Genomic DNA, 22202 nt, shown 5'->3' on the forward strand with positions numbered 1-22202 from the left:
GAGACTAGGAACCAAGGCTTGTAAAGACCAGAGGTGTCCTTCCTTGCAAAGGACAAATCACGACGCTCCTTGCAAAGGACAATTCTCACTGGCATCAGACAGCCATGCAAAGCCTCACCCAATCACCCACCGATCCCACCTTCGTGCAAGACCCCTACCCGTTTTATGAAGCGGCACGTTCCGCGGGGGATTGGGGTACGGGGGATTTGTTTTATTGGACCGATTACGGCGCAGTCTGTGCTGTGTCGCACGCGGCTGTCGCGGCATGCCTTAAAGACAAACGCATGGGGCGCGAAATTCCTGCCGAATTCGCACCTGCAATCCCCGCCCACATCGCCCCGTTCTACGCGGTCGAATCCCATTCGATGTTGGAGTTGAACCCACCGCGCCACACGCGTCTGCGCGGTCTGGTTTTGCGTGCCTTCACATCGCGCCGAATTGCAGAATTAGAACCAGAGATTGCGACGCTGTGCCACCAGTTGATCGACGAATTTCCAAACGGGGAATTCGATCTGCTTAACGCCTATGCCCGCACCGTTCCCGTGATCATCATTGCCCGCCTTCTAGGGGTGCCGGAAACCCGCGCGGATGATCTGCTTGCGTGGTCCAACGCGATGGTTTCGATGTATGTCAGCGGTCGCACCCGCGCCGTCGAAGACAAAGCCGTCGCTGCAACCGATAGCTTCGTTGCGTTCCTGCGCGGATATGTTGACGAAAAACGCAAAACCCCCGCTGATGATCTGTTGTCGCACCTGATTGCCGCCGAAGAGGACGGTGAAAAACTGACAACGGACGAATTGATCACCACCTGCATCCTGCTGCTAAATGCCGGCCATGAGGCGACCGTGCACACCTTGGGCAACACCGTCAAAACCCTGCTGGACCGCGATATTCGCACGGTGGATGCGCAGATCGTAGAAGAAGCCCTGCGGTTTGACCCGCCGCTGCACATGTTTGATCGCTACGTGATTGAGGACTGCGTGGTCTTTGGCCATGCGTTCAAACGCGGTGACACAGTTAAATGTCTGCTCGGGGCCGCCAACCGTGACTCAGCAGCCTATCCCGATCCGAACACGTTTGATCCAACCCGCAAAGGTCCAGTCAACGTAGCCTTTGGCGGCGGCATCCATTTTTGCGTCGGCGCACCGCTGGCACGGCTGGAATTGCGCGTGGCGTTGCAGGTTTTGTTTGACCGATGCCCAAATCTGCGCCTGACAGTGCAGCCACAATATGGCGACACCTACCACTTTCACGGGCTTCAGGCCTTGCACGTCCGCACTTGACCCCGCGCCAACAGGACGCCACATTAACCGCCAAGGGGCGCACCGCGAACACCCCCGTGAGGCCCAGTCGTGTAGAATTGGGGCAAAAGGTTCGCATGTTCACCGAAAGGAAGCATGCGCTATGGCTGCCCCAAACGAAATCAACTGCAAAGAAATGTTACGCCTGATCGGGATGCCCGACTGTCCTGCGATCGTCGATATCTCAATCGATCCCGATTTTGCCGAAGATCCGTTTCTGATCCCACGATCATTTTGCCATCCCCACTCCGACCTTGGAGGCTTGATTGCACGACTTGACGGGCACGCATGTATTGCGGCCTGTCAGCTGGGCATCAAACTCAGCCAAGGTCTGAAATCGCGCCTGCGCGGACGCGGCGTTGATGCGCAATACCTCGCAGGTGACATGTATGGTTGGCGCGAAATGGCGAATGCACCGCGTATTCCGTTTGCCGCTTTGCCCGCGTCCAACATGTGGGTCACACGGCATCGCCCGAAGATTGATCGTATTGCCTGCCGGTGGCTGATCCGCCGTTTTGTCGACGGCGGTGCAGAATTCATGTTCGTGTCCCCCGACCAAGTGGCGGGTGTTGCAGGTCGCTACAACGCCACGCCGTTCGACATCCCCGATGTGGCGCTGACCCGCCACGGCGACCTTTGCAGGTTTGATGCCATGCTCGACTTGTTTGATCTGCGCACTGACGCGCTGAATCGCCTGTCCCAAGTCATCCGCGCCGCTGACACAGGAAGCGACGACACCCCGCAAGCCGCTAGTTTACTTGCGTTTTCCGTTGGTCTGTCGCGGATAAATCACGATGATCACCCGCAACTAGACGCCGCCATTCCGCTGTATGATGCGCTGTACCGCTGGGCCCTTGATGGTGCCCATGAAATCCACGCAAGTCTGTTGGACCCATCATGACGAATCAGGAAATGGTGCAGATTTTTGGCCGTATTGGGTGCCTATCATTCGGCGGGCCAGCCGCCCAAATCGCCCTGATGCAAAAAGAACTGGTAGATGACCGTCCACTGTTAAGCCAAGCCGATTTTCTCAAAGCGCTTTCGTTTTGCATGATGTTGCCCGGCCCAGAAGCGATGCAATTGGCGACCTACGCGGGCTGGAAATTGAATGGGCTGCGCGGTGGACTTATTGCGGGTGGTTTGTTCGTCCTCCCCGGTGCGTTGCTGATCGGCGTGCTGGCTTTTGCCTACGCCTCCTTTGGCGCGCTGCCGCTGGTGCAAGCGGCGTTTCTTGGCATTAAAGCGGCGGTCATTATCATCGTGGTGCAGGCGATCATAAAGCTGCTTGGCCGCGCATTGGGGCGTCGCGATCACCGCATCGTTGCGGCCCTCGCGTTTGCGGCATTGTTCCTTTTCAACATGCCGTTTCCAGTCGTGATCGTGCTGGCGGCCACCTATGGCGCTTGGACTTGCAGCGATCATTCCTCGGTGAAAACCGCCCTGCCGTGGCGTCAATCCATCGCGCCAGCCGTTGTCGGCGGGTGTTTGTGGGTCGCGCCGCTTTTTCTGGCTTGGATCGCAGGCGCGACATTCCTGCTGGCAATCGGGCTGTTCTTCTCGAAACTCGCGCTTGTGACGTTCGGCGGCGCCTACGCCGTGCTGGCCTATATGACGCAAGCGGTGGTGACAGATTACGGCTGGCTGACCACACCACAAATGATCGACGCGCTTGGTCTTGCGGAAACCACCCCCGGCCCACTGATTTTGGTGACACAATTTGTCGGCCTTCTGGCGGGCACAGCGAAGGGAGGCTGGGCATTGGGGTTTCTTGCGGGCCTGATGACATTGTGGGTGACGTTCGTGCCCTGTTTCATCTGGATATTCGCCGGTGCGCCGCTCATTGATTGGCTTGATGGCTACCCGCGCATACGCGCTGGATTGGCCGCAATCACCGCCGCTGTCGTCGGTGTCATCGCCAACCTATCGCTGTGGTTTGCAGCACACGTGATGTATAAAGACGTCGCCGTTTCGTCTGGCATGGTGTCCATCCTCGCGCCCGTCTGGTCGTCGTTCAATATCGCCGCTGCGCTGCTGACCATGCTTGCCTGCGCACTTTTGTTGTGGCGCAAATGGGGGATGATACGGACGCTGGCTGTTATGGCAGCTGTGGGCATCGCGATGATGCCATTGACCTAATCCCCCCCTTTTATCCGGCCCAGAACCCCGTATGGTGGGCATGTCTGAAAATCCGGAGCTGCCCCGTGTCCAATACAATTCATAAAATCGATTACGGCAACCTGATGCACAAAGCGATGCGCGGGCTTATCCTTGAGGTCTTGACCGACGTGTGCGCCAAAGGCCTGCCTGGGAATCATCATTTCTTCATAACCTTTGACACCATGCATCCAGGCGTCGAAATCGCCGATTGGCTGTCAGACCGCTACCCGGGTGAAATGACAATCGTGATTCAGCACCAATACGAAAGCCTGAGAGTCACCGACCAAGGGTTTTCAATCACGCTGAGCTTTGGTGACAAGCCAGAACCTTTGTATGTGCCCTACGATGCGATCAAAACATTCGTCGATCCGTCCGTTGAATTCGGCCTGCGGTTTGAAGCCCAAGACGAAGACGGCGACGCACCAGAAGCCCCGATGGATGTCATGGCAGAACCCGAAAAAGATGCGCCCAAAAAGGACGCTGATGTCGTGTCTTTGGATCAGTTCCGCAAGTAATTTGCGCGGATTGTTTGGTTGCGACGCACGGGCCGCGCCGCTAAACGGCATGCAACTGTATACAGAACCACATCCCCCTGCGTGAGGACCATTCTATGAGCAAGACCCGTACTGAAACCGACAGCTTTGGCCCGCTTGACGTCCAAAGCGACCGTTATTGGGGCGCACAAACGCAGCGATCCCTGATGAATTTCCCTATCGGTTGGGAAAAGCAGCCGGTTGCGATTGTGCGCGCATTGGGGGTCATAAAGAAGGCCTGCGCCATGGCAAACAAGGCGTCAGGCAAGCTTGACAGGACACTGGCAGACGCCATTATCGCAGCCGCTGGCGAAGTGATCGACGGCAAGCTCGACGAGCATTTCCCATTGGTAGTTTGGCAAACAGGATCCGGCACGCAATCTAACATGAACGCCAACGAGGTCATCTCAAACCGCGCAATCGAAATGCTGGGCGGCGAAATCGGGTCAAAAAACCCAGTCCACCCCAACGATCACTGCAACATGGGCCAGTCGTCCAACGACACATTTCCAACGGCCATGCACATCGCTGCCGCGATGACGACGCGCGACACCATGCTGCCCGGTTTGGAAAAGCTGGCAGATGAGCTGGAAGCCAAGGCTGCCAAATTCAAAGACATCATCAAGATCGGGCGCACCCACACGCAAGACGCGACACCGCTAACTCTGGGGCAGGAATTTTCCGGCTACGCCATGCAAATCCGCAACGGCATCGCACGTATCAAACTGGCCCTGCCCGGCATTTATGAACTCGCGCAGGGCGGCACCGCCGTCGGCACCGGCCTGAACACCTCCAAAGGCTGGGACACCACCGTCGCCGCACACATGGCCGACATCGTTGGTCTGCCGTTCATCACCGCCCCCAATAAATTTGAGGCTTTGGCCGCCCACGATGCCATGGTGTTCATGTCGGGTGCGATCAAATCAGTGGCCATGGCTTGCTACAAAATAGCCAACGACATGCGTTTCTTGGGCTCTGGCCCGCGATCAGGCTTGGGCGAATTGATCCTGCCGGAAAACGAACCCGGCAGTTCGATCATGCCCGGCAAAGTGAACCCGACGCAGGCCGAAGCCATGACGCAGGTCTGTGCGCACATCCTCGGCAATGACGCAGCAATTGGATTTGCCGGATCGCAGGGACACTTTGAACTTAATGTCTACAACCCAATGATGTCGTATAACCTGTTGCAATCCATGCAGCTTTTGGGTGATGCGGCGGACAGTTTCACCCTGCGGATGCTTGCGGGGACTGAGGCAAATGAGGCACGCATCGACAAGCTGATGAAGGAATCACTGATGTTGGTCACGGCATTGGCGCCCGAAATCGGTTACGACAACGCAACCAAAGTCGCCAAGACCGCCCATAAAAACGGAACGACATTGCGGGTTGAGGCGGTGGCGCTGGGATTTGTTGACGAAGAAACCTTTGATCGCGTCGTGCGACCCGAGGACATGATTGGCCCGAAATGAGTATCACACCGAAGGTGGATAAATGACCGAAATCGTTAACCTCAACAAAACCAAAAAAGACCGCGAACGCACGGCCAAGAAAGCCGAAGCCGACCTGAATGCCAGCAAGTTCGGTCGCACCAAGGGCGAACGGCTTGCCGAAACCACCCGCCAAGGCCGGGCGAAACAGCAGCTGGATCAACTAAAATTTGAGGACGAATGACAACTGGCCCACAACAGCGCCCTGCCAAACATTCCGTCACCCTGCGCGGGCATCGCACGTCCATCTCGTTGGAACCTGAATTCTGGCAGGAGTTTCGCAGCATCGCCACGCTGCGCAATCAAACGCTCAACGGTCTCGCGATTGAGATCGATGAGGCGCGCGGCGATGTTGGCCTCGCGTCGGCGATCAGGGTGTTCGTGCTGAATTCCTTAAAAAGCGAACGCATCACTCCCGTTCCGTGACCTTCAGCCAAATCCCGTCTTTCGCGCGCACCGTTAGATGCGCTACAGGCACAGGAACACGTTCGGTCAATTCAAAACTGAACCGACGTATCAGCATCGACAGAAGCAGTGGTCCCTCGACCATCGCAAACCCCGCGCCCGTGCAGACGCGCGGTCCGGCTGAAAACGGAATATAGGCGTCACGCTGGCATATCTTACCATTTTCAGTACCCCACCGCGTCGGATCGAACCCGTCTGGATTGTCCCAGAGTCGTTCATGGCGGTGTAAATGCCACGGCGATAGCACAACTTGTGCACCTATCGGGGCGGCGCGACCACGCATGTCCTCGGGGCATTTGGTCTCGCGCACCATCATCGGCACGGGGGGATACAACCGAAGCCCTTCACGGAAAACATCGCGGCTGAGGCGCAGTTTTGACACGCTAGAAAAATCCGACGTGACTGCCGCCGCCTCGACCGCCAACCTGTCCTGCCAATCGGGATGCATCGCCAATAGATACAGCGTCCACGCCAATGCCGACGCGCTGGTTTCATGACCTGCGAGGAAGAAAATCGCGACTTGGTCGACCATTTCTTGCGTGCTGAACGTCTGGCCCGTGACCGGATCGGCAGTTGTCATGATCTTGGTCGCCAGATCATCCGGCGCCGTTCCCGCATCAATTTCAAACATCCGCCGTTCTGTCAGATCAGTAATCAGACGGCGAATATCGCGCGCTGTGTCTTTTGTTGCGCGACTGAAAAACCGCGGCATCCAGCGTGGACCAGGAATAAAAGCGCGCAAATTGAGAATGGGCTGCGTGCGCTGATGATCGCGGAATTTTTCAAACACAGCCGTCGCGGTTTCATTTTCAATCGGGATCGAAAACAGCGTGCGAAAGATCACGTCAGCAGCCACATGGGACGTTTCGGGTTCAATATCTTGCACGCCCGTGTGTGCCGCCATCCGCGCCACCGCAGCCTCCCCCGCCGCATACATCGCACCATAAGTGTCGCGCAGACGGCCACCCTCGAATGCGGGATCAATGATGCGGCGCTGACGTTTCCACGTCTCGCCGTTCGTCAGAAAAACCGAATTTCCCAACAACGGGCGTAGCCCTGCGCCAACGCGATCAGATTTCGGGAAATCGTCGGGGCGTTCTTTCAAGACCCGTTTCACCAATGCCGGATCGTTCGCCAGATAACTGCGAAAGAACGGCGTGCGAAACTCTGCCATCCACGCGCGATATAACTTTGCAGGTTGCGCCGACAGGATGTCTTGGCGAAACAATTTCAGATAGCGCCAAAGCGAGACCTTTTCAGGACGTGAGGGGGGTTTTGGCGGGATCATGATTCATACTGGTAAACTTGGACGCGGGGACGTCAATGCGCGATTTTGACGGCGCGCGGCCTTCAAAGCGGTCTGCCAACGTTTGTGGCCCCGCTGTGATGCTGAAATAGTCGTAATCCCCGACGCGATCGAACGCACAAAGGTACTGAAAATGCAGGCGGAAAAACTTCCAGCGCAACTCCTTCCAGCGTTCAGGGCTAAGGGTTTGCGTGAAGGCTGCCGAAATCACCAGCGGCCATTTCTGACCCTGTGGGGCGACGCCGGACACCGCTACCGGATCACACAACGCGAACGCACAGCCGTCCCCAGGGGCTGTGACGTCAATCCAAGCCAGTTCATTACGGGTGGACAGGTAGTGCAGATCGGCGCGCAACCGATCCGCTTTGGGCAAGAAACTGACCATCGGAACCACTTGTCCAAGGCTGAGAAAACCGAGCGCAGGGCCATCTTTGGACACCCCGCCCTCGCGGATCAAATCCGCCAGGATCGACACAGCCAAATGCGCACCCGATGAATGGCCGACGACCAAAACTTCGTCCACGTCTTCGTCCAAAGCGCCCGCAATAGCGCCACGAAAATCGGCCATTCGGTCTTCTAGATCGGGCAAGTTCGCACCCTTCGATTGTGCAGAATAGGCGTAGTCATGCATCAAATAATACGCGAAAAACTTGCCATCTTTCTTTTTGAACCACTGCAAAACCATCACAGAAATCCATGCGCCCAAGGCCCATTGTCCGACTGAGCGGCCAATAAATAACGTCAAGAAATTCAAATCTGACGTGTCGCCGCTGCTGATCAAACTCATCAAGGCGCGTGCACCTGCCGTCAACGTACAGCCCAGTAAACTGCCCACCAACAGACCAAGAAAAACTGCGATCAGCAATTGTAAAAGTAGCATCCCCACGGGGTATAACGCCGCAATCACCGGCCCCTTGCGCAACCACATCAGACGGCGCAAGGTGCCGGACCCGATATAGATGAACGCCGTTCGCACCAGTTGTAGGTAGGTCGCCAGAATGGTCGACGCCATTGAATTGCGCACGATATCGGACCAAACCAGCACGTCAACCTGCGCATCAACTGAATGCCCGTCAATACGCGATTCCACCCGCCAACCGTAATGTTCGCCCTTTTTAGGGGTGATCCCGATCTCGTAGCCGGAAATGAGAGATTGTGCAGTTGATTCAGTTCGGTATAGCTCACGGTAGCGGCGTGGATGTATCGGGTCATACCCTGGAATGTAGAACACCTTGCGGTTTCTGACCGTCCGTTTCACGGGTGATTGTGGTACCTGTTCCATCGCGCGCCTGTCCCTAATTTGCAGGCACTATAGACGTGAATTTCGGCAGAATTAAGTAATCCACTAGCCAAAGATCGCAAGGAACGGCAGCGCCTCAAGCATCCAGAACGCGAACATCGACATAAATCCGGTGGCCATGGCCAGCCCGATGACGATCAGCAACACGCCAGACGTCTTTTCGATCACCCCCATGTTGCGTTTCATCCACGCCATTGGGCGTTTCATTTGCGGGAATAATGCCGCGACCAATATGAACGGCACACCAAGTCCGACGGCATATACACCCAGAAGCAACATACCCTTGCTGACGTCCGCTTGGCTCCCCGCAAGGCTCAGAATCGCACTGAGGATTGGACCAAGGCAAGGCGTCCAACCGAACGCAAATGCCAGACCAAGAAAATATGCGCCAAATGCCGATCCACCCTGATCGCCCGCTTCCATGCGCATTTCACGATCAAGAAATTTCAGCCGAAACAGACCGAGGAAATGCAGGCCAAAAATAATGACCACAACGCCTGCTCCAACTTCAAGGTAGGGGCGGTATGATGCGAACGCGCGACCGATCGCCGACGCCCCGGCGCCGAGGACCAAAAACACCGTCGACAGGCCCAGAACAAAGAACAGCGACGCCACAACAGCGCGCAGACGCGCGGCGCTGTTGTCTTCCATATCGGTGACGCTGACGCCGCCCATATAGGCCAGATACGGCGGCACGATTGGCAGAACACAGGGGCTCAGGAACGACAGGATGCCCGCCGAGAATGCAATTAAAAGTGCGGGAAGCAATGAGGCTACGAGGAAGGTTTCGGTTTCGAACATAGAACTGTCTTAACTGGCCCGTCTCGCCGCGTCACGTGACAGACGGTCACATCACCGTTGAAACGTGTTTCAATTCTTTCGAAAGGTGTTTCGAACTAGTGGACATTTGTGGCGACGCGGGGCACGCCTTGAACATGGATAATATTGTAGACACGCGCGGATTGAAGTGCCCTTTGCCGGTTTTGAAAGCCGCCAAAGTGCTGCGTGACGTCCCGTCGGGTACTATTGTGACTGTTTGGGCAGATGATCCGATCGCAGTGATCGACATTCCGCACTTTTGTGTTGAGGCAGGACATCAATTACTGTTGCAGTCCGACGCTGGCAGCCACCAAATTTACATGATCAAGCAGACGGCCTCAATATAAAAAACGCCGCCTCAAAAAAATTGAGGCGGCGTTTAATTTCAGTGCCTTAGCGGGCGCTGTTCAGGAAGAACTTTAGCGGCCCAAAGACCACCATCCGCGCTTCTTGGGTGCGTCATCAGCGACTGGCGCTTCTGTCACAGGAGCCACTTCTGGTGTTGGCGCCGCCTCAGGCTCAACTTTTGGCTTGGATGTGGTTCTACGCACTCGCTTGGGCTTATCAACCGCCACCGTTTCCAGAGTTTCAGTAGGAGCCTCAACCACGGTTTCCGCCGGAGTTTCAGCAACTGCGACCTCTACTTCGGCCTTAGCAGCAGGTTTTTTACGATTGCGCGGCGCACGTTTCGGCTTTTCAGCAGGTGCATCAGATGGCGCAGCTTCTGCAACGGGTGCAGTCTCCTGCACCGCTGCTGCGTCCCCGCTTACCACATCATCGGCTTTCTTGCGGCGGGCGCGGGTCCGCTTGGGCTTTGGTGCATCGTCAGTCACAGCCTCATCAGTGACAGCCCCAACCACGGCCGCATCAACGCTTTCAGTCACTTCAGCACTTTGCACAAGCGCCTCCGCTTTCTTGCGACGGCTGCGTGTGCGCTTGGGCTTGGGGGCATCCTCAGCTGCAACGGCATCAGCGGCTGGCGTGTCGCCCTGTTCAGTCGATGCGACAGCAGTCTGCGTGTCCGATGGCACGGCAGCCGCCGCCTCGCCATTGTTCTGTGCGGTGGTGTCACCATTGGCATCGACGTTGTCACCACCACCGCGACGGCGGCGACGGCGACGACGGCGCTTTTTGGTGGGTGCTTCGCCTTCTTGCTGTTCAGGCGCGGTGCTGGCACCCTCATTTTTAGTCTCAACCGTAGCGGCCACTTCGATCTCCACCTCTTCCATCGGGGCATCGTCCACTTCGGCCATCACAGCAGTGTCAGACGAAATCACAGACACAATTTCAACCTCAGCTACGACGCGGCTGGCGGTCTTGAATTTCTCAAGAACAAAATCTGGCGACACGAGGTGCGGATCACATTCTATGCGCACAGACAGGCCGTATCGGGTTTCGATCTGTGCGATGTGTTCCCGCTTTTGGTTCATCAAGAAGTTGGCAATAACGATCGGCGCTTTGATCAAGACTTCTTTAGAACGGCCGCGCACGCCTTCTTCTTCCAACTGGCGCAGGATGCCCAAAGCGACGTTATCGTCAGAACGCAAAAGGCCCGTGCCGTGACAATGGGAACACGGCTGGGTCGTCGATTCCAACATGCCCGGACGCAGACGCTGACGCGACATTTCCATCAGGCCGAAACCAGAAATTCGACCCACTTGGATGCGTGCGCGGTCGGTCTTCAGCTTGTCCTTCATCAGCTTTTCAACGGACGCGTTGTTCTTACGCTCGTCCATATCGATAAAGTCGATGACAATCAGACCCGCAAGATCACGCAAACGAAGCTGACGCGCCACTTCTGCCGCGGCCTCAAGGTTGGTCTTGGTAGCCGTTTGTTCGATTGACCCTTCTTTGGTAGCGCGACCAGAGTTCACGTCGACCGCAACCAGCGCTTCTGTCGTGTCGATCACGATGTAGCCGCCGGACGGCAGTTGCACCGTCGGATTGAACATGCCGGACAGATAACTTTCGATCTGGTGACGCGCAAACAGCGGCATCTGTTCTTTGTAGTTTGTCACGTTCTTGGCGTGGGACGGCATGATCATTTTCATGAAGTCCTTGGCAGTGCGGTAGCCGCCCTCGCCCTCAACGATCACTTCGTCGATGTCTTTGGAATACAAATCGCGGATCGAGCGTTTGATCAGGTTGCCTTCTTCGTAGATCTGCGCCGGAGCGGATGAGCGCAGCGTCAATTCGCGGATTTGTTCCCACAGGCGTTGCAGATATTCGTAATCGCGCTTGATCTCAGTCTTGGTGCGTTGGCTGCCTGCGGTGCGAATGATCAGGCCGGCGCCTTCGGGCACGGACATATCATTGGCAATCGCTTTTAGCTTCTTGCGATCCGCAGCAACGGTGATCTTGCGCGAAATGCCGCCGCCACGTGCGGTGTTCGGCATCAGCACACAGTAGCGACCCGCCAGCGACAGATAAGTCGTCAGGGCCGCACCCTTGTTGCCGCGTTCTTCTTTGACCACTTGGATCAGCAGAATTTGGCGGACTTTGATAACTTCTTGAATTTTATAACGCTTCGGGCGTGGCTTGCGAACAGGACGCACATCTTCGTAGTCGTCTTCGTCCGCGATACTTTCGATGCTGTCGTCTTTGGCAGACGCATCGCTGCCACCGTCGCCATCCGTATCATCGCCATCCCTGTCATCGTTATCCGCCACGTCATCACTGTCGCCCGCACTTTGTTCAGGTGTGTCAACAGGTGTGTCAGCCACAATTTCCATCGGCGACGATCCTTCGTCCGACAGATCAATCGTTTCCATGCCTGCGATATCGCCGGACGTTTCGTCCTCGGTCGTCGCAACTGGATCAGCGGTTGCAACGGCGTCCTGCCCGTCAACCTCTGCAGCGCGTGGTTTACGGCGACGACGTGTGCGTTTGGGCTTCTCAGCCTCGGCCTCGGCCTCGGCTTTCTGGCTTTCAGCGTAGGCTTTTTCCTCCGCAATCAGCGCAAGACGATCGGCCACCGGAATCTGGTAGTAATCGGGGTGGATTTCGTTGAACGCCAAGAAACCATGGCGATTGCCGCCATAGTCAATGAACGCCGCCTGCAGCGACGGTTCTACCCGTGTTACTTTTGCGAGGTATATGTTGCCAGCAAGCTGGCGGCGGGATTGGGTTTCAAAGTCGAATTCCTCAACCTTGTTTCCGTCAACCACCACAACGCGGGTTTCTTCCGCGTGGGTGGCATCGATAAGCATTTTCTTAGCCATTGTGTCCTGTTCCACGCAAAGCCTGGCGACACTCCCAGTGATATTTCTGGGGGGGCCGCATCATCTAATGCGTGTTCATTAAAGGCGAGGCGCGCAACAGCGGATGCGCGAACCAATTGGCTCGTCGCTCTCTCGCTAGTTAATGTCGCGCGTTCCATCGCGTTGGTCTCCGACCACCAAAATGGGTGGCCCGTTCAAGGCCCCTGCGATTAAGGGTTTTCCGTCACCGCCGAGGGCTATTCATCTGATTCCGCCCAAAATTAGTCAAAGGGAACCACATTCTTTCGGTCTGCTGTTGGGTATGACGGGATCGTATGATCGGGTCGCTGCAACCAAAAACAGAAAAACTCACCGGGATTTTGCGCAAAGCGTCATGGCAACCGCCCGTGATTTATACATAGGGGACGATGGGGGCACTTTACAACGCCAAAGTGTAACGGTGCGGTGTGTCATGACATTTAGCGGCGCGGCAATCAGTTTACGGTTGAAATCATCGGGCGATGGTCCGAGACCACGGGGTCGGCGGGTACGTCAAAGGATCTCACGTCGACCGACGCAGTGACCATCATGTAATTGGCGTGCCGGATGTCTTTGGGATAAATCGCCGTGCGCGTGTCTTGCCGCCCAACGAGATCGCGAAGGCTCCAGTCCGCAAAGATTGCCAGTGCCTCACTATCGGGTAAAACATTGAAATCACCTGCTAAGATGATGTTGTGTTGTGGTAATGCGATAGCTGACAACAAAGTCATGGCGCGCTTGGCCTGATCTGCACGCGCGGGGGTGTCGCCTTTGCCGCCCGCGTCGCGTAGCCCGTGAAAATGCGCCACTGTCAGCGGCCGTGCCCGCCCATGTGATCCGGCAGCTTCGCACTCATATCACCAAGTAAGTCGGACCGCTGGTTCAGGCTGCGGTGGGGGTCGCGATAGGCTAGCCAAGGGGGACTCGGCTCACTTGGGCGAATGACCTCTTTCTGACACATGACATCGGCGCCACAGCTGCCCGCCCAGCTGCCAAGGGCAGGCCAGACCTGCCCAAACCATGCATTCAGGCTGATAATTTTCATCGCGTGCAGCCCTGCTCAGCCGAGGTAATCAGACCGTTGCAGACCATATTTCGCCATCTTTTCGTTCAGGGTCCGGCGTGGCAGGCACAACTCGTCCATAACATTCACAATCGACCCTTTGTGGCGGCGCATGGTGTTGTCGATCAACATCCGCTCGAATGCCTCGACAAATTCCTTCAACGGCTTGCCTTCGGTGGTAATGGCGGGTTGGCTTTCATCGTCTTCCGTCATTAATAGCGACGCAATCGAACCTGTGCCACGGCGATTTTGCAGCACCGCGCGTTCGGCCACATGATACAACTGGCGCACGTTGCCGGGCCATGGGGCCTGCAACAATTGCGCGACTTCCTGTGCGGACACTGCAGGCGCTTCGCAGCCGTATTCTTCGCCAAACCCTTCACCCAAACGGGTGAACAACGTCAGAATATCTTCGCCGCGCGTGCGCAGGGGGGGCACTGTGATGCGCAGCGCCGCGAGGCGGTAAAACAAATCGTTACGCAACACGCTTTCGCAGGTCTTGCCTTCGTCCTGTAGGTTACAAATCGCCACAATACGAGTTTCGGACGGCGTGCCTTGTTCATTGATCGCCGTCAGCAGACGGGCCTGATTTGTTTCCGACAAGGCTTCGACGTCTTCAAGTACGATTGTGCCGCCGCGGGCTTCTTCAAGCGCGGGGATCGGGTCGTCTTGTCCGGCGGGGCCGAACAAGCGTTTGGACAAATCATCGTCTTCGTAAGCCGCACATGAAATCAGCATGAACTTCTTGTTGGCGCGTGCACCAACCGCGTGCAGCGCATGGGCCACCAGTGTCTTGCCGGTTCCGGTTTCTCCTTCGATCAACACATGGCCATCCGCCTGCCCAAGATCGAGGATATCTTCTTTCAATCGCTCCATCACAGGGGACGCGCCGATAAGCTTCTTCATCAACGCCCCGCCATCGCTTAGTTCACGGCGCAACGCGCGGTTGTCCAACGTCAGACGCCGCGCAACGGTGGCTTTCTTGGCCAATTCGGTCATGCGATCGGGGTTGAACGGTTTTTCGAGAAAATCGAACGCACCGATGCGCATCGCTTCGACAGCCATGGGCACATCGCCGTGGCCGGTGATCATGATAACGGGCAGCGAACTGTCGACGCCCTTTAGCTTCTTGAGAAACTGCATTCCGTCCATACCAGGCATTTTAATGTCACTGACCACGATGCCAGGGTAGTCTTGTCCGACACCTTTCAGTGCCTCTTCCGCGCTGGCGAATGTTTCAGTGTCGTAGCCCGACAACGCCAGCCATTGGCTGATCGACTGGCGCATGTCCTGTTCGTCGTCCACAATTGCGATTTTCATGGCTTGGGCCATTTAGCTACTCCGCTACTTCTATGTTCTGGTTTAGTTCTTGGTCTAAGTCTAAGTCTAAGTCTGGGCCCAAAATAGGCAGTTCCACTTCAAATACAGCCCCACCCTTGTCCGAATTGCGCGCGGTGAGTCGTCCCCCGAAGTCGTTTACGATGCCCGATGAGATAGCAAGACCCAGCCCCGTGCCATCACCCGCTTGCTTGGTGGTATAAAATGGCTCAAACAATTCATCGAGGTCTTGAATCCCCGTGCCATTGTCGCGCACCGACAACCGCGCCACATCGCCCTGCGCAAGCAGGATTTCAACGCTGGGTTCTGCGGCCATTTTTGTGGCGTCCAATGCGTTGCGCAACAGGTTGATAATGACTTGTTCCAGCCGCATCCGATCACCGTAAATCATCACCGGATGATCCGGCAAAGTGCGCGCAATTGCGACCTGCCGTTGGCGCAATTGTGGTTCCATCATTGACAACGAAGACAGCACCGCGTCCTTCACATCAACGGGTTCAAGGTTGTCTTTGCCTTTGCGGGCATAGGATTTTAGCTGCTTGGTAATCGCCCCCATCCGGTCGATCAAACCATCGATGCGTTGCACAGCAACAACGGCCTCTTCAGGGCGTTCACGTGCAATCAAAAGCCGCGCCCCCGCGAGGTAGGTTTTCATCGCCGCAAGCGGTTGGTTCAACTCGTGCGAAACAGCAGCCGACATTTCCCCCAACGCGGCCAATTTGGACGTCTGCGCGACGGTCTGTTCCGCCACCTCAAGGTCCTTCTCAACCTTCTTTCGCTCGACAACTTCTTGCTGTAGACGACGGTTCAACTGGCGAAGCTCCGCCGATTCCAGCTGGAACATCCGCGCCGCAACATTCGATCTGCGCGACAATACCCAGAACAGTCCCGCCAGCAGGATCGCAAAGCCCATAATTTCGAGCGCGAGGATTGCGTTGACCCGTTCGCGCACAGACTGAAAAGTCGTGAAACTGATAATACGCCAGCCTTGAAACTGCACCCGCACTTCTTGACGCATCACACCGTCCCCGCGTAGATACGCGTCAATCGTCAGCGCGGACCAATCGGGCGTGCCACGCAGCGCGCGTTCAATTGCAGTTTGCGGTTCAAAAAGAGCTAACGCGTCAGCTTCCAGACGGCCCCGCCAACGCGGTTCGGTCGCCAAGATCGCGCGGCCTTCGCTGTCCAGCACCATCACCGCATCCGAAATGCCCGCCCAAGACCGTTCTAGCTTGGCAAGGTCCACTTCAACCGCCACGACACCAACGCCAAGACCGCTGTCATCGATGCGCCGCGAATAGGTGAACGAAAACCCGCCCTCGTCGCGTTCATAGACCGTGAAGACCGTGCTGTTGGATCGCAGTGCATCCAAAAACGAGCGCTGGCTGCGTTGATTTTCGCCAAGCCTTTCGCGGTTAGTTGCCGCTACGATGCGCCCGTCCGTGTCCATCAATACCAAGGACGCCGCGCCGATCTCATCCACGAATGACAACAGCCGCGCAGAAGATTGGGCATAGTCACCAGAATTCAGCGCGCCGATCAAAGCAGGATCGCGCGCCAACAATTGCGGCACAATGGAATTTCTCTGCAATTCGCTGATAAGGTTGGCAGAATACAGTGCAAGTCGCACATCCGCCGCATTGCGCGTACGTTCGGTAAAGCGTTCGGTCAAAAGCCGATTAGACGTGGAGACGACCACGCAGCCTAACGCCACGAGCGCGATCACAAGGATACGCGTCCACCAGACCGCTGAAAGGCGGCGCCGTCTCAAATGATCCCCCAAAACATGGCGCAATCTTACCGCCCCGCACCTGCGTCGTCCATCTTAGCGTTCAGGCAGACGTCAGCTGTGCTATCAAACCGGCGAAAAGGCGCTGACCATCGGTGTTGCCGTGCGCGTCTTCAAAGGCACGTTCGGGGTGTGGCATCATCCCGAGAACACGGCGATTCTGCGACAAAATTCCTGCGATATCCGAACGGCTACCGTTGGGGTTGTCAGTATAGGTAAACGCCACGCGATCATCGCCCTGAAGCCGCACAATCGTGGCGTCATCTGCGAAATAATTACCGTCGTGGTGCGCAATCGGCACGCGGATGTCGGACCCCAGATCATAGCCATCGGTGTAGGGGGAATTGGACGTTTCAATTTTCAACCCCACCGTGCGACAGATGTATTTCAACCCCGCATTGCGCAACAACGCACCGGGCAACAACCCTGTTTCGGTCAGAATTTGGAAGCCATTACATACCCCTAGGACATACCCACCCGCATTGGCGTGATCGACAACCGCGCGACAGATCGGCGAATTCGCAGCAATCGCACCGCAGCGCAGATAGTCACCGAACGAAAACCCACCGGGGATTGCGACCAGATCAACACCGGGTGGAAGGGCCGCGTCCTTATGCCAAACGACCTGCACATCCGCACCGGATTTTTCCAGCGCAATGGCCATATCGCGGTCGCAGTTGGACCCTGGAAACTGGATCACAGCCGCCTTCATAGAAAGTCGATCCGGTAGCTTTCGATGACCATATTGGCGAGCAGCTTTTCACACATCTCACCGACTTGGGCCTCAGTTGTACCCTCGGCCAGATCAAGCTCGATCACTTTGCCCTGACGCACGTCGTTGACGCCCGCAAACCCGAGCGCACCAAGTGCGTGTTTCACGGCAGCACCCTGAGGGTCCAAAACGCCGTCTTTCAACATCACGTGTACGCGGGCTTTCATACGCTGTTCCTAAATTTATTGCGAGTGAAAATCTTATTTTCATCCCTTGGGCAAAAAACGGAAAATTCCGCGGTATCAGTTAATAAGTGTAGGTTTCGGCATATGCGTCGCGTTTGACGGCAACACGCCAAGGCGTTTTGCGACCTCGGTGTAGGCATCGGCCAAATCACCCAAATCTTGCCGGAATACATCTTTGTCCAGCTTGCGGCCGGATTCGATGTCCCACAAGCGGCAGCTGTCGGGGCTGATTTCATCGGCGACAATCAGGCGCATGAAATCATTGTCCCAAACGCGGCCCACTTCAATTTTGAAATCGATCAGCTTGATGCCTACACCGTGCATGACCCCTGCCATAAAATCGTTCACCCGCAACGCCAGCGCGATAATGTCATCAAGATCCTGCTGGGACGCCCAGCCAAACGCGATGATGTATTCTTCCGGCACCAACGGATCGCCCAGACTGTCGTCTTTATACGAAAACTCAACAATCGGGCGCGGCAGCGGCGTACCTTCTTCCATTCCCAACCGTTTGGCCATGGTTCCGGCAGCAAAGTTGCGCACGATCACTTCCAGCGGAATAATCTCAACCTGACGGATCAGTTGTTCGCGCATGTTTAGGCGGCGAATGAAATGCGTCGGCACGCCGATGCGCGCCAGTCCCATCATAAAAAACTCCGAAAGACGGTTGTTCAGCACACCCTTGCCGTCGATGATTTCTTTCTTTTGGGCGTTAAACGCGGTCGCATCGTCCTTGAAATACTGAACAAGCGTTCCCGGCTCGGTACCCTCATAAAGGATCTTCGCCTTGCCTTCATACACCAGTTTACGACGTGCCATGCTGTCTCCTGCGGGGGCAGCGATTAATCACACCACTTTGAAGTTCAAAGCAGGCAGAATGTCCCCTATAGCGGCGTCATAAGCCAAGCCCCCCTTGCGGGCAAGCGTGGACGTGGTCATATCTTGTCGCAACGCCGCAAGAACAGCTAAAGGAAATACTAATGTCCGGTTTTGATGATCGCGAAAGAGCATTCGAAAACAAGTTTGCCCATGACGCAGACATGCAATTCAAGTCAGAAGCCCGTCGCAACAAGCTGGTCGGCCTGTGGGCTGCCGGTTTGATGGGCAAAGAAGGCGACGATGCCTTGGCCTACGCCAAAGAAGTTATCAAAGCCGACTTTGAAGAAGCGGGCGACGAAGACGTCTACCGCAAGCTGTTCAAAGATGTCGGTCATCTGTCAGATGAGGCAAGCATCCGCGCGAAGATGGTCGAATGCATGGCGCAGGCCAAAGGCCAGTTGATGAACGAGATCTGACTTCCAGTCAGTTTTCTGGTCGAATTTTGACCGATCTCTGGGAAATTCAATTCTAATCCGCGATACATTTTGGGGCCAGTCCATCGAAAGGTGCGCTGGCCTTTACGTTATGAAAACCTACCACCCCTTATATCCATGTGATGGCGGGGGCGCTATTTCGACACGTGGTAGGAACCGGCATGACAAACAACAGTGACGCTGCGGCGAAAACGTCGCCTAAAGTGGCTTTGATAACAGCGCTTGCCATCCGCGCCTTCAGACCAGCCAAATCCATCGCCAATCTCGTGCCAATCATCGCACTGAGCGTGTTCGCCACATTGTTCGTGCGCCATGTCTGGGCGATGGACGGCACTGCCATCTGGTTGGCGCTTTCGGCACTTGTTTGGTGGCAATGGAGCGCGGCTGTGGCGTTTACCGCTCTTAGTTTTCGCGCCATTGGCGTTTATGACGTCCTTGTTCACCGCGTTCTCCATACCGGACAATCGCCACGTAGCGCCCGTCGTGCAGGCATGAAAGCCATCGCGATGTCGCAGACATTGGGCTTTGGTGCTGTGACAGGCGCTTTGGTTCGTTGGCGTTGCCTGCCGAATTTGACCACGCGCGATATCGCCTGATTGTCTGCTGTCGTCACCTTGTCCTCGCTCGCGGCAATTGCGGTGACCGCCGCCTTTGTCGTGCCCTTGTCTGGGCTCGTTCCACGCTCAAGTGGTCTTATCAGCAGCGGATTGGCCGCCATTATCGCACTGACCCTGCTCGCCAGACTGAGCCACCGTTTGGGATGGATTCCTGCCCCCGTGCGCGCCCGCAATCTGTTAGCTTTGTTGATCGCGGCGGCGGCGGACACCGCCTTTGCAGCCACTGCACTTTGGGTGCTTTGGCCAGAACCAGTATCGTTTCATCTGCTGTTTGCAGCCTACCTCGTGGCACTCGGTGCGGGTCTTTTGTCCAATGCTCCGGGTGGCGTCGGCGCGTTCGATTTGACGCTCCTGGCCCTGCTGCCTGTCAACGATGCCGCCGCAGGGATGGCCGCTCTTTTGGCGTTTCGGGTTGTTTATTACGCCCTACCAGCGGGTTTGGCCCTGATAGGGTTGATCCGTCCCGTGCAGGCCCACACCCCCCGCAGGTTTCACCACAACGAAGCGACATTGGCCCTGCAATCTGCACAAATATTAAATCACCCCAAAGCCGACCTCTTGACGCTGCAATGCGGGGGCTCTGGTGCGATTTTGGGTGATTTGCCCGACGCCATGACACTATTAGATCTACGCGGGTCAGACGCACCGCGCGCTCTTTATAAGTGCTCCGCTCCGCAAGCCGTGGACGCACGGACAGCCGGCTGGCAGGTGCTGCGCTGCGCGAACGAAGCAGTGCTGGACCTTGCCACTTGGTCCTTGGATGGCGCAAAAAAGCGGCAATTGCGCCGCGCTCTGCGAACATTCGCCGCATCAGGTCTGCGCATTGCAGAGACGCGCAACATGACATCGCTCGCCCCGATTGCGGCAACGTGGGCACGCAGCAATGGCGGCGAACGCGGCCTGTCTATGGGGCGATTTTGCCCCGACTATCTGCAGCGCCAGCGCGTCTTTGCCGCCTTTGACGGCGCCGTTCCAGTGGCCTTCGTCAGCTTTCACGCAAACGCGACCTGGACCCTTGATCTGATGCGTAATGGCACGACGCGCGGCGGCGCCCAACTGCCAAACGGTACGATGCAAGCCCATGTTTATGAAGGAATCCTTGCGGCGATGTGCGACGGCGCGGCCACGCTATCACTTGCCGCGGTCCCGACGCCTCCACCGCACCTGCCTTTCGCAAAACAAACCCTTACCAAGTCTTCAGGTCTGGTGCAGTTCAAGCAGGCCTTTGCCCCGATCTGGCAGCCGCGCTATCTGTGCGCACCCAGTATTTTTCATCTGACGTTAGCGGTGACAACGCTGACCTTTGGCATCCACCGGCCACCGCCACTGCCGGACCTCAATCGCGTTCAGCGAAATGATGAAGATTATTCATTTGCACACACGGCACTGCCATGCGAAGCGAATACATCCTCATTAGGAGCGTTCTGCGATGTCCCCGACCCTGCCTCATGTTCAGCCAAATGCCCTGACTGACCTACTTGCAACCCGTGATTGGCTGCTTGCGGATGGTGCGACTGGCACGACATTGTTCAACATGGGGCTGCAATCAGGCGACGCACCCGAGTTTTGGAATTTTGAACATCGCGACCGGATCACGGCGCTGTATCAAGGCGCAGTGGATGCCGGATCAGATATCTTTCTCACCAATACCTTTGGCGGCAATGCATCACGGCTAAAGCTGCATGGCGGAGAAGACAAAGTACACGAAATCAACAAAGTGGCCGCCGAAATCGCCCGTGAAGTTGCGGATAAGTCTGGCCGCAAGGTGGTCGTCGCCGGATCCGTCGGCCCAACGGGTGAGATCATGACACCAATGGGCTCACTGACCCACGCGCGCGCGGTGGAAATGTTTCACGAACAGGCAGAAGGCCTGAAAGCGGGCGGTGCGGACGTCGTATGGTGTGAGACAATTTCAGCAGGTGAGGAATACAAAGCGGCAGCAGAGGCTTTTGCAATGGCCGACATGCCATGGTGCGGCACCATGAGTTTTGACACCGCAGGACGCACTATGATGGGCCTGACAAGTGCAGAATTGGTGAAACTGGTCGGCAAACTGCCCAATCCACCGATTGCGTTTGGCGCAAACTGCGGCGTTGGCGCGTCTGATCTATTGCGCACCATTTTGGGATTCGGGGCCGCTGGACCGGAGCAGCCGATCATTGCCAAAGGCAACGCAGGCATTCCGAAATACGTCGATGGACACATCCACTACGACGGCACACCGGACTTGATGGCGGATTATGCCTGCCTTGCCCGCGACAGTGGGGCCACAATCATTGGCGGTTGCTGTGGCACGACGCCGGACCATTTGCGCGCAATGCGCGCAGCGCTGGAAAACCGCCCCAAGGCTGATGCGCCAACGCTTGAAGCCATCGCCACGGCACTTGGCGGGTTTTCGTCGGTTTCAGACGGGACAGACGGCGCGGGGCCCGTGCGTGCACCACGACGTGGACGTAAACGCAGCTAGGGCAGACGCAATTATGTTGACCCATTTTTTAGGCAGATGATCCGCTGTATC

At 56.5% G+C, this 22202-nt stretch carries 23 protein-coding genes; 12 read left to right on the top strand and 11 right to left on the bottom strand.

Features of this window, described 5'->3' with window-relative positions; translation table 11 throughout:
- Positions 1-104: 104 nt before the first annotated feature.
- From OAN307_RS16840 to OAN307_RS16870, 7 genes are all read left to right on the top strand, one after another.
- Positions 105-1283: a cytochrome P450 gene (locus OAN307_RS16840; protein ID WP_015500820.1), complete on the top strand. Its 1179-nt coding sequence runs from the start codon at positions 105-107 to the stop codon at positions 1281-1283.
- Positions 1284-1404: 121 nt separating this feature from the next.
- Complete coding sequence (locus OAN307_RS16845; RefSeq protein WP_015500821.1) at positions 1405-2202, top strand: chromate resistance protein ChrB domain-containing protein; 798 nt, start codon at positions 1405-1407, stop codon at positions 2200-2202.
- Complete coding sequence (gene chrA / locus OAN307_RS16850; protein WP_015500822.1) at positions 2199-3437, top strand: chromate efflux transporter; 1239 nt, start codon at positions 2199-2201, stop codon at positions 3435-3437. Before OAN307_RS16845 ends, chrA begins: the two co-directional genes overlap by 4 nt.
- 104 nt (positions 3438-3541) lie before the next feature.
- On the top strand, positions 3542-3973 hold the full coding sequence (locus OAN307_RS16855; RefSeq protein WP_044044890.1) for an SspB family protein: 432 nt from the start codon (positions 3542-3544) through the stop codon (positions 3971-3973).
- A gap of 95 nt (positions 3974-4068) precedes the next feature.
- Positions 4069-5460, top strand: coding sequence for a class II fumarate hydratase (gene fumC / locus OAN307_RS16860; RefSeq protein ID WP_015500824.1), 1392 nt, complete (start codon positions 4069-4071; stop codon positions 5458-5460).
- A gap of 22 nt (positions 5461-5482) precedes the next feature.
- Positions 5483-5662 (top strand): DUF4169 family protein, encoded by a 180-nt coding sequence (locus OAN307_RS16865; protein WP_015500825.1) that lies wholly within the window; start codon positions 5483-5485, stop codon positions 5660-5662.
- Positions 5659-5904: a ribbon-helix-helix domain-containing protein gene (locus OAN307_RS16870; RefSeq protein ID WP_015500826.1), complete on the top strand. Its 246-nt coding sequence runs from the start codon at positions 5659-5661 to the stop codon at positions 5902-5904. Before OAN307_RS16865 ends, OAN307_RS16870 begins: the two co-directional genes overlap by 4 nt.
- On the opposite strand, the gene OAN307_RS16875 is transcribed toward OAN307_RS16870, so the two are convergent.
- The 3 genes from OAN307_RS16875 to OAN307_RS16885 form a co-directional block, all read right to left on the bottom strand.
- A complete protein-coding gene (locus OAN307_RS16875) occupies positions 5888-7231 on the bottom strand; it encodes a cytochrome P450 (protein WP_015500827.1) in 1344 nt (447 codons plus the stop codon). The genes OAN307_RS16870 and OAN307_RS16875 overlap by 17 nt on opposite strands.
- Entirely contained in the window at positions 7200-8531 is a 1332-nt protein-coding gene (locus OAN307_RS16880; protein ID WP_015500828.1) for an alpha/beta hydrolase family protein, read from the bottom strand. Before OAN307_RS16880 ends, OAN307_RS16875 begins: the two co-directional genes overlap by 32 nt.
- A 63-nt stretch (positions 8532-8594) precedes the next feature.
- Positions 8595-9350, bottom strand: a complete 756-nt coding sequence (locus OAN307_RS16885; RefSeq protein WP_015500829.1) for a cytochrome c biogenesis CcdA family protein — start codon at positions 9348-9350, stop codon at positions 8595-8597.
- A 134-nt stretch (positions 9351-9484) separates the two neighbouring features.
- On the opposite strand from OAN307_RS16885, the gene OAN307_RS16890 reads away from it, so the two are divergent.
- Positions 9485-9715 carry a sulfurtransferase TusA family protein gene (locus tag OAN307_RS16890; RefSeq protein ID WP_044044893.1) on the top strand — a complete coding sequence of 77 codons (231 nt, stop codon included), beginning with the start codon at positions 9485-9487 and terminating at the stop codon, positions 9713-9715.
- A 72-nt stretch (positions 9716-9787) separates the two neighbouring features.
- Here OAN307_RS16890 and OAN307_RS16895 read toward each other — a convergent pair whose 3' ends face one another.
- From OAN307_RS16895 to purC, 8 genes are all read right to left on the bottom strand, one after another.
- Complete coding sequence (locus tag OAN307_RS16895) at positions 9788-12589, bottom strand: ribonuclease E/G (protein WP_015500831.1); 2802 nt, start codon at positions 12587-12589, stop codon at positions 9788-9790.
- Positions 12590-13062: 473 nt separating this feature from the next.
- Entirely contained in the window at positions 13063-13416 is a 354-nt protein-coding gene (locus OAN307_RS16900) for an endonuclease/exonuclease/phosphatase family protein (RefSeq protein WP_051068045.1), read from the bottom strand.
- A gap of 2 nt (positions 13417-13418) precedes the next feature.
- Positions 13419-13652 carry a hypothetical protein gene (locus OAN307_RS16905; protein WP_044043937.1) on the bottom strand — a complete coding sequence of 78 codons (234 nt, stop codon included), beginning with the start codon at positions 13650-13652 and terminating at the stop codon, positions 13419-13421.
- 15 nt (positions 13653-13667) lie between these two features.
- Entirely contained in the window at positions 13668-15002 is a 1335-nt protein-coding gene (locus OAN307_RS16910; protein ID WP_015500832.1) for a sigma-54-dependent transcriptional regulator, read from the bottom strand.
- A 4-nt stretch (positions 15003-15006) separates the two neighbouring features.
- Positions 15007-16779 (bottom strand): ATP-binding protein, encoded by a 1773-nt coding sequence (locus tag OAN307_RS16915; protein ID WP_051068120.1) that lies wholly within the window; start codon positions 16777-16779, stop codon positions 15007-15009.
- Positions 16780-16840: 61 nt separating this feature from the next.
- The gene (gene purQ, locus OAN307_RS16920; RefSeq protein ID WP_015500834.1) at positions 16841-17509 is read right to left on the bottom strand and encodes a phosphoribosylformylglycinamidine synthase subunit PurQ; all 669 of its coding nucleotides are present in this window, start codon (positions 17507-17509) and stop codon (positions 16841-16843) included.
- The gene (gene purS, locus OAN307_RS16925) at positions 17506-17736 is read right to left on the bottom strand and encodes a phosphoribosylformylglycinamidine synthase subunit PurS (RefSeq protein ID WP_015500835.1); all 231 of its coding nucleotides are present in this window, start codon (positions 17734-17736) and stop codon (positions 17506-17508) included. The genes purQ and purS overlap by 4 nt, the downstream gene beginning before the upstream one ends.
- 75 nt (positions 17737-17811) lie before the next feature.
- Positions 17812-18573 carry a phosphoribosylaminoimidazolesuccinocarboxamide synthase gene (purC, locus tag OAN307_RS16930; RefSeq protein WP_015500836.1) on the bottom strand — a complete coding sequence of 254 codons (762 nt, stop codon included), beginning with the start codon at positions 18571-18573 and terminating at the stop codon, positions 17812-17814.
- Between the two features lie 161 nt (positions 18574-18734).
- On the opposite strand from purC, the gene OAN307_RS16935 reads away from it, so the two are divergent.
- From OAN307_RS16935 to bmt, 4 genes are all read left to right on the top strand, one after another.
- A complete protein-coding gene (locus OAN307_RS16935; RefSeq protein ID WP_015500837.1) occupies positions 18735-19049 on the top strand; it encodes a DUF1476 domain-containing protein in 315 nt (104 codons plus the stop codon).
- A 179-nt stretch (positions 19050-19228) separates the two neighbouring features.
- Positions 19229-19663, top strand: a complete 435-nt coding sequence (locus tag OAN307_RS16940) for a hypothetical protein (protein WP_044043939.1) — start codon at positions 19229-19231, stop codon at positions 19661-19663.
- Complete coding sequence (locus OAN307_RS16945; protein WP_044043940.1) at positions 19664-21157, top strand: phosphatidylglycerol lysyltransferase domain-containing protein; 1494 nt, start codon at positions 19664-19666, stop codon at positions 21155-21157.
- The gene (gene bmt / locus OAN307_RS16950; RefSeq protein ID WP_015500838.1) at positions 21114-22151 is read left to right on the top strand and encodes a betaine--homocysteine S-methyltransferase; all 1038 of its coding nucleotides are present in this window, start codon (positions 21114-21116) and stop codon (positions 22149-22151) included. Before OAN307_RS16945 ends, bmt begins: the two co-directional genes overlap by 44 nt.
- Positions 22152-22202 lie beyond the last annotated feature (51 nt).

Origin of the sequence: Octadecabacter antarcticus 307 (assembly GCF_000155675.2) — a bacterium.
GTDB lineage: Bacteria > Pseudomonadota > Alphaproteobacteria > Rhodobacterales > Rhodobacteraceae > Octadecabacter > Octadecabacter antarcticus.

Excerpts from the sequence above, each read along its gene's own strand:
- OAN307_RS16840 (WP_015500820.1), top strand. The coding sequence starts at position 105 with ATGCAAAGCCTCACCCAATCACCCACCGATCCCACCTTCGTGCAAGAC.
- OAN307_RS16845 (WP_015500821.1), top strand. The coding sequence starts at position 1,405 with ATGGCTGCCCCAAACGAAATCAACTGCAAAGAAATGTTACGCCTGATC.
- chrA (WP_015500822.1), top strand. The coding sequence starts at position 2,199 with ATGACGAATCAGGAAATGGTGCAGATTTTTGGCCGTATTGGGTGCCTA.
- OAN307_RS16855 (WP_044044890.1), top strand. The coding sequence starts at position 3,542 with ATGCACAAAGCGATGCGCGGGCTTATCCTTGAGGTCTTGACCGACGTG.
- fumC (WP_015500824.1), top strand. The coding sequence starts at position 4,069 with ATGAGCAAGACCCGTACTGAAACCGACAGCTTTGGCCCGCTTGACGTC.
- OAN307_RS16865 (WP_015500825.1), top strand. The coding sequence starts at position 5,483 with ATGACCGAAATCGTTAACCTCAACAAAACCAAAAAAGACCGCGAACGC.
- OAN307_RS16870 (WP_015500826.1), top strand. The coding sequence starts at position 5,659 with ATGACAACTGGCCCACAACAGCGCCCTGCCAAACATTCCGTCACCCTG.
- OAN307_RS16875 (WP_015500827.1), bottom strand. The coding sequence starts at position 7,231 with ATGATCCCGCCAAAACCCCCCTCACGTCCTGAAAAGGTCTCGCTTTGG.
- OAN307_RS16880 (WP_015500828.1), bottom strand. The coding sequence starts at position 8,531 with ATGGAACAGGTACCACAATCACCCGTGAAACGGACGGTCAGAAACCGC.
- OAN307_RS16885 (WP_015500829.1), bottom strand. The coding sequence starts at position 9,350 with ATGTTCGAAACCGAAACCTTCCTCGTAGCCTCATTGCTTCCCGCACTT.
- OAN307_RS16890 (WP_044044893.1), top strand. The coding sequence starts at position 9,485 with ATGGATAATATTGTAGACACGCGCGGATTGAAGTGCCCTTTGCCGGTT.
- OAN307_RS16895 (WP_015500831.1), bottom strand. The coding sequence starts at position 12,589 with ATGGCTAAGAAAATGCTTATCGATGCCACCCACGCGGAAGAAACCCGC.
- OAN307_RS16905 (WP_044043937.1), bottom strand. The coding sequence starts at position 13,652 with ATGAAAATTATCAGCCTGAATGCATGGTTTGGGCAGGTCTGGCCTGCC.
- OAN307_RS16910 (WP_015500832.1), bottom strand. The coding sequence starts at position 15,002 with ATGGCCCAAGCCATGAAAATCGCAATTGTGGACGACGAACAGGACATG.
- purQ (WP_015500834.1), bottom strand. The coding sequence starts at position 17,509 with ATGAAGGCGGCTGTGATCCAGTTTCCAGGGTCCAACTGCGACCGCGAT.
- purS (WP_015500835.1), bottom strand. The coding sequence starts at position 17,736 with ATGAAAGCCCGCGTACACGTGATGTTGAAAGACGGCGTTTTGGACCCT.
- purC (WP_015500836.1), bottom strand. The coding sequence starts at position 18,573 with ATGGCACGTCGTAAACTGGTGTATGAAGGCAAGGCGAAGATCCTTTAT.
- OAN307_RS16935 (WP_015500837.1), top strand. The coding sequence starts at position 18,735 with ATGTCCGGTTTTGATGATCGCGAAAGAGCATTCGAAAACAAGTTTGCC.
- OAN307_RS16940 (WP_044043939.1), top strand. The coding sequence starts at position 19,229 with ATGACAAACAACAGTGACGCTGCGGCGAAAACGTCGCCTAAAGTGGCT.
- bmt (WP_015500838.1), top strand. The coding sequence starts at position 21,114 with ATGTCCCCGACCCTGCCTCATGTTCAGCCAAATGCCCTGACTGACCTA.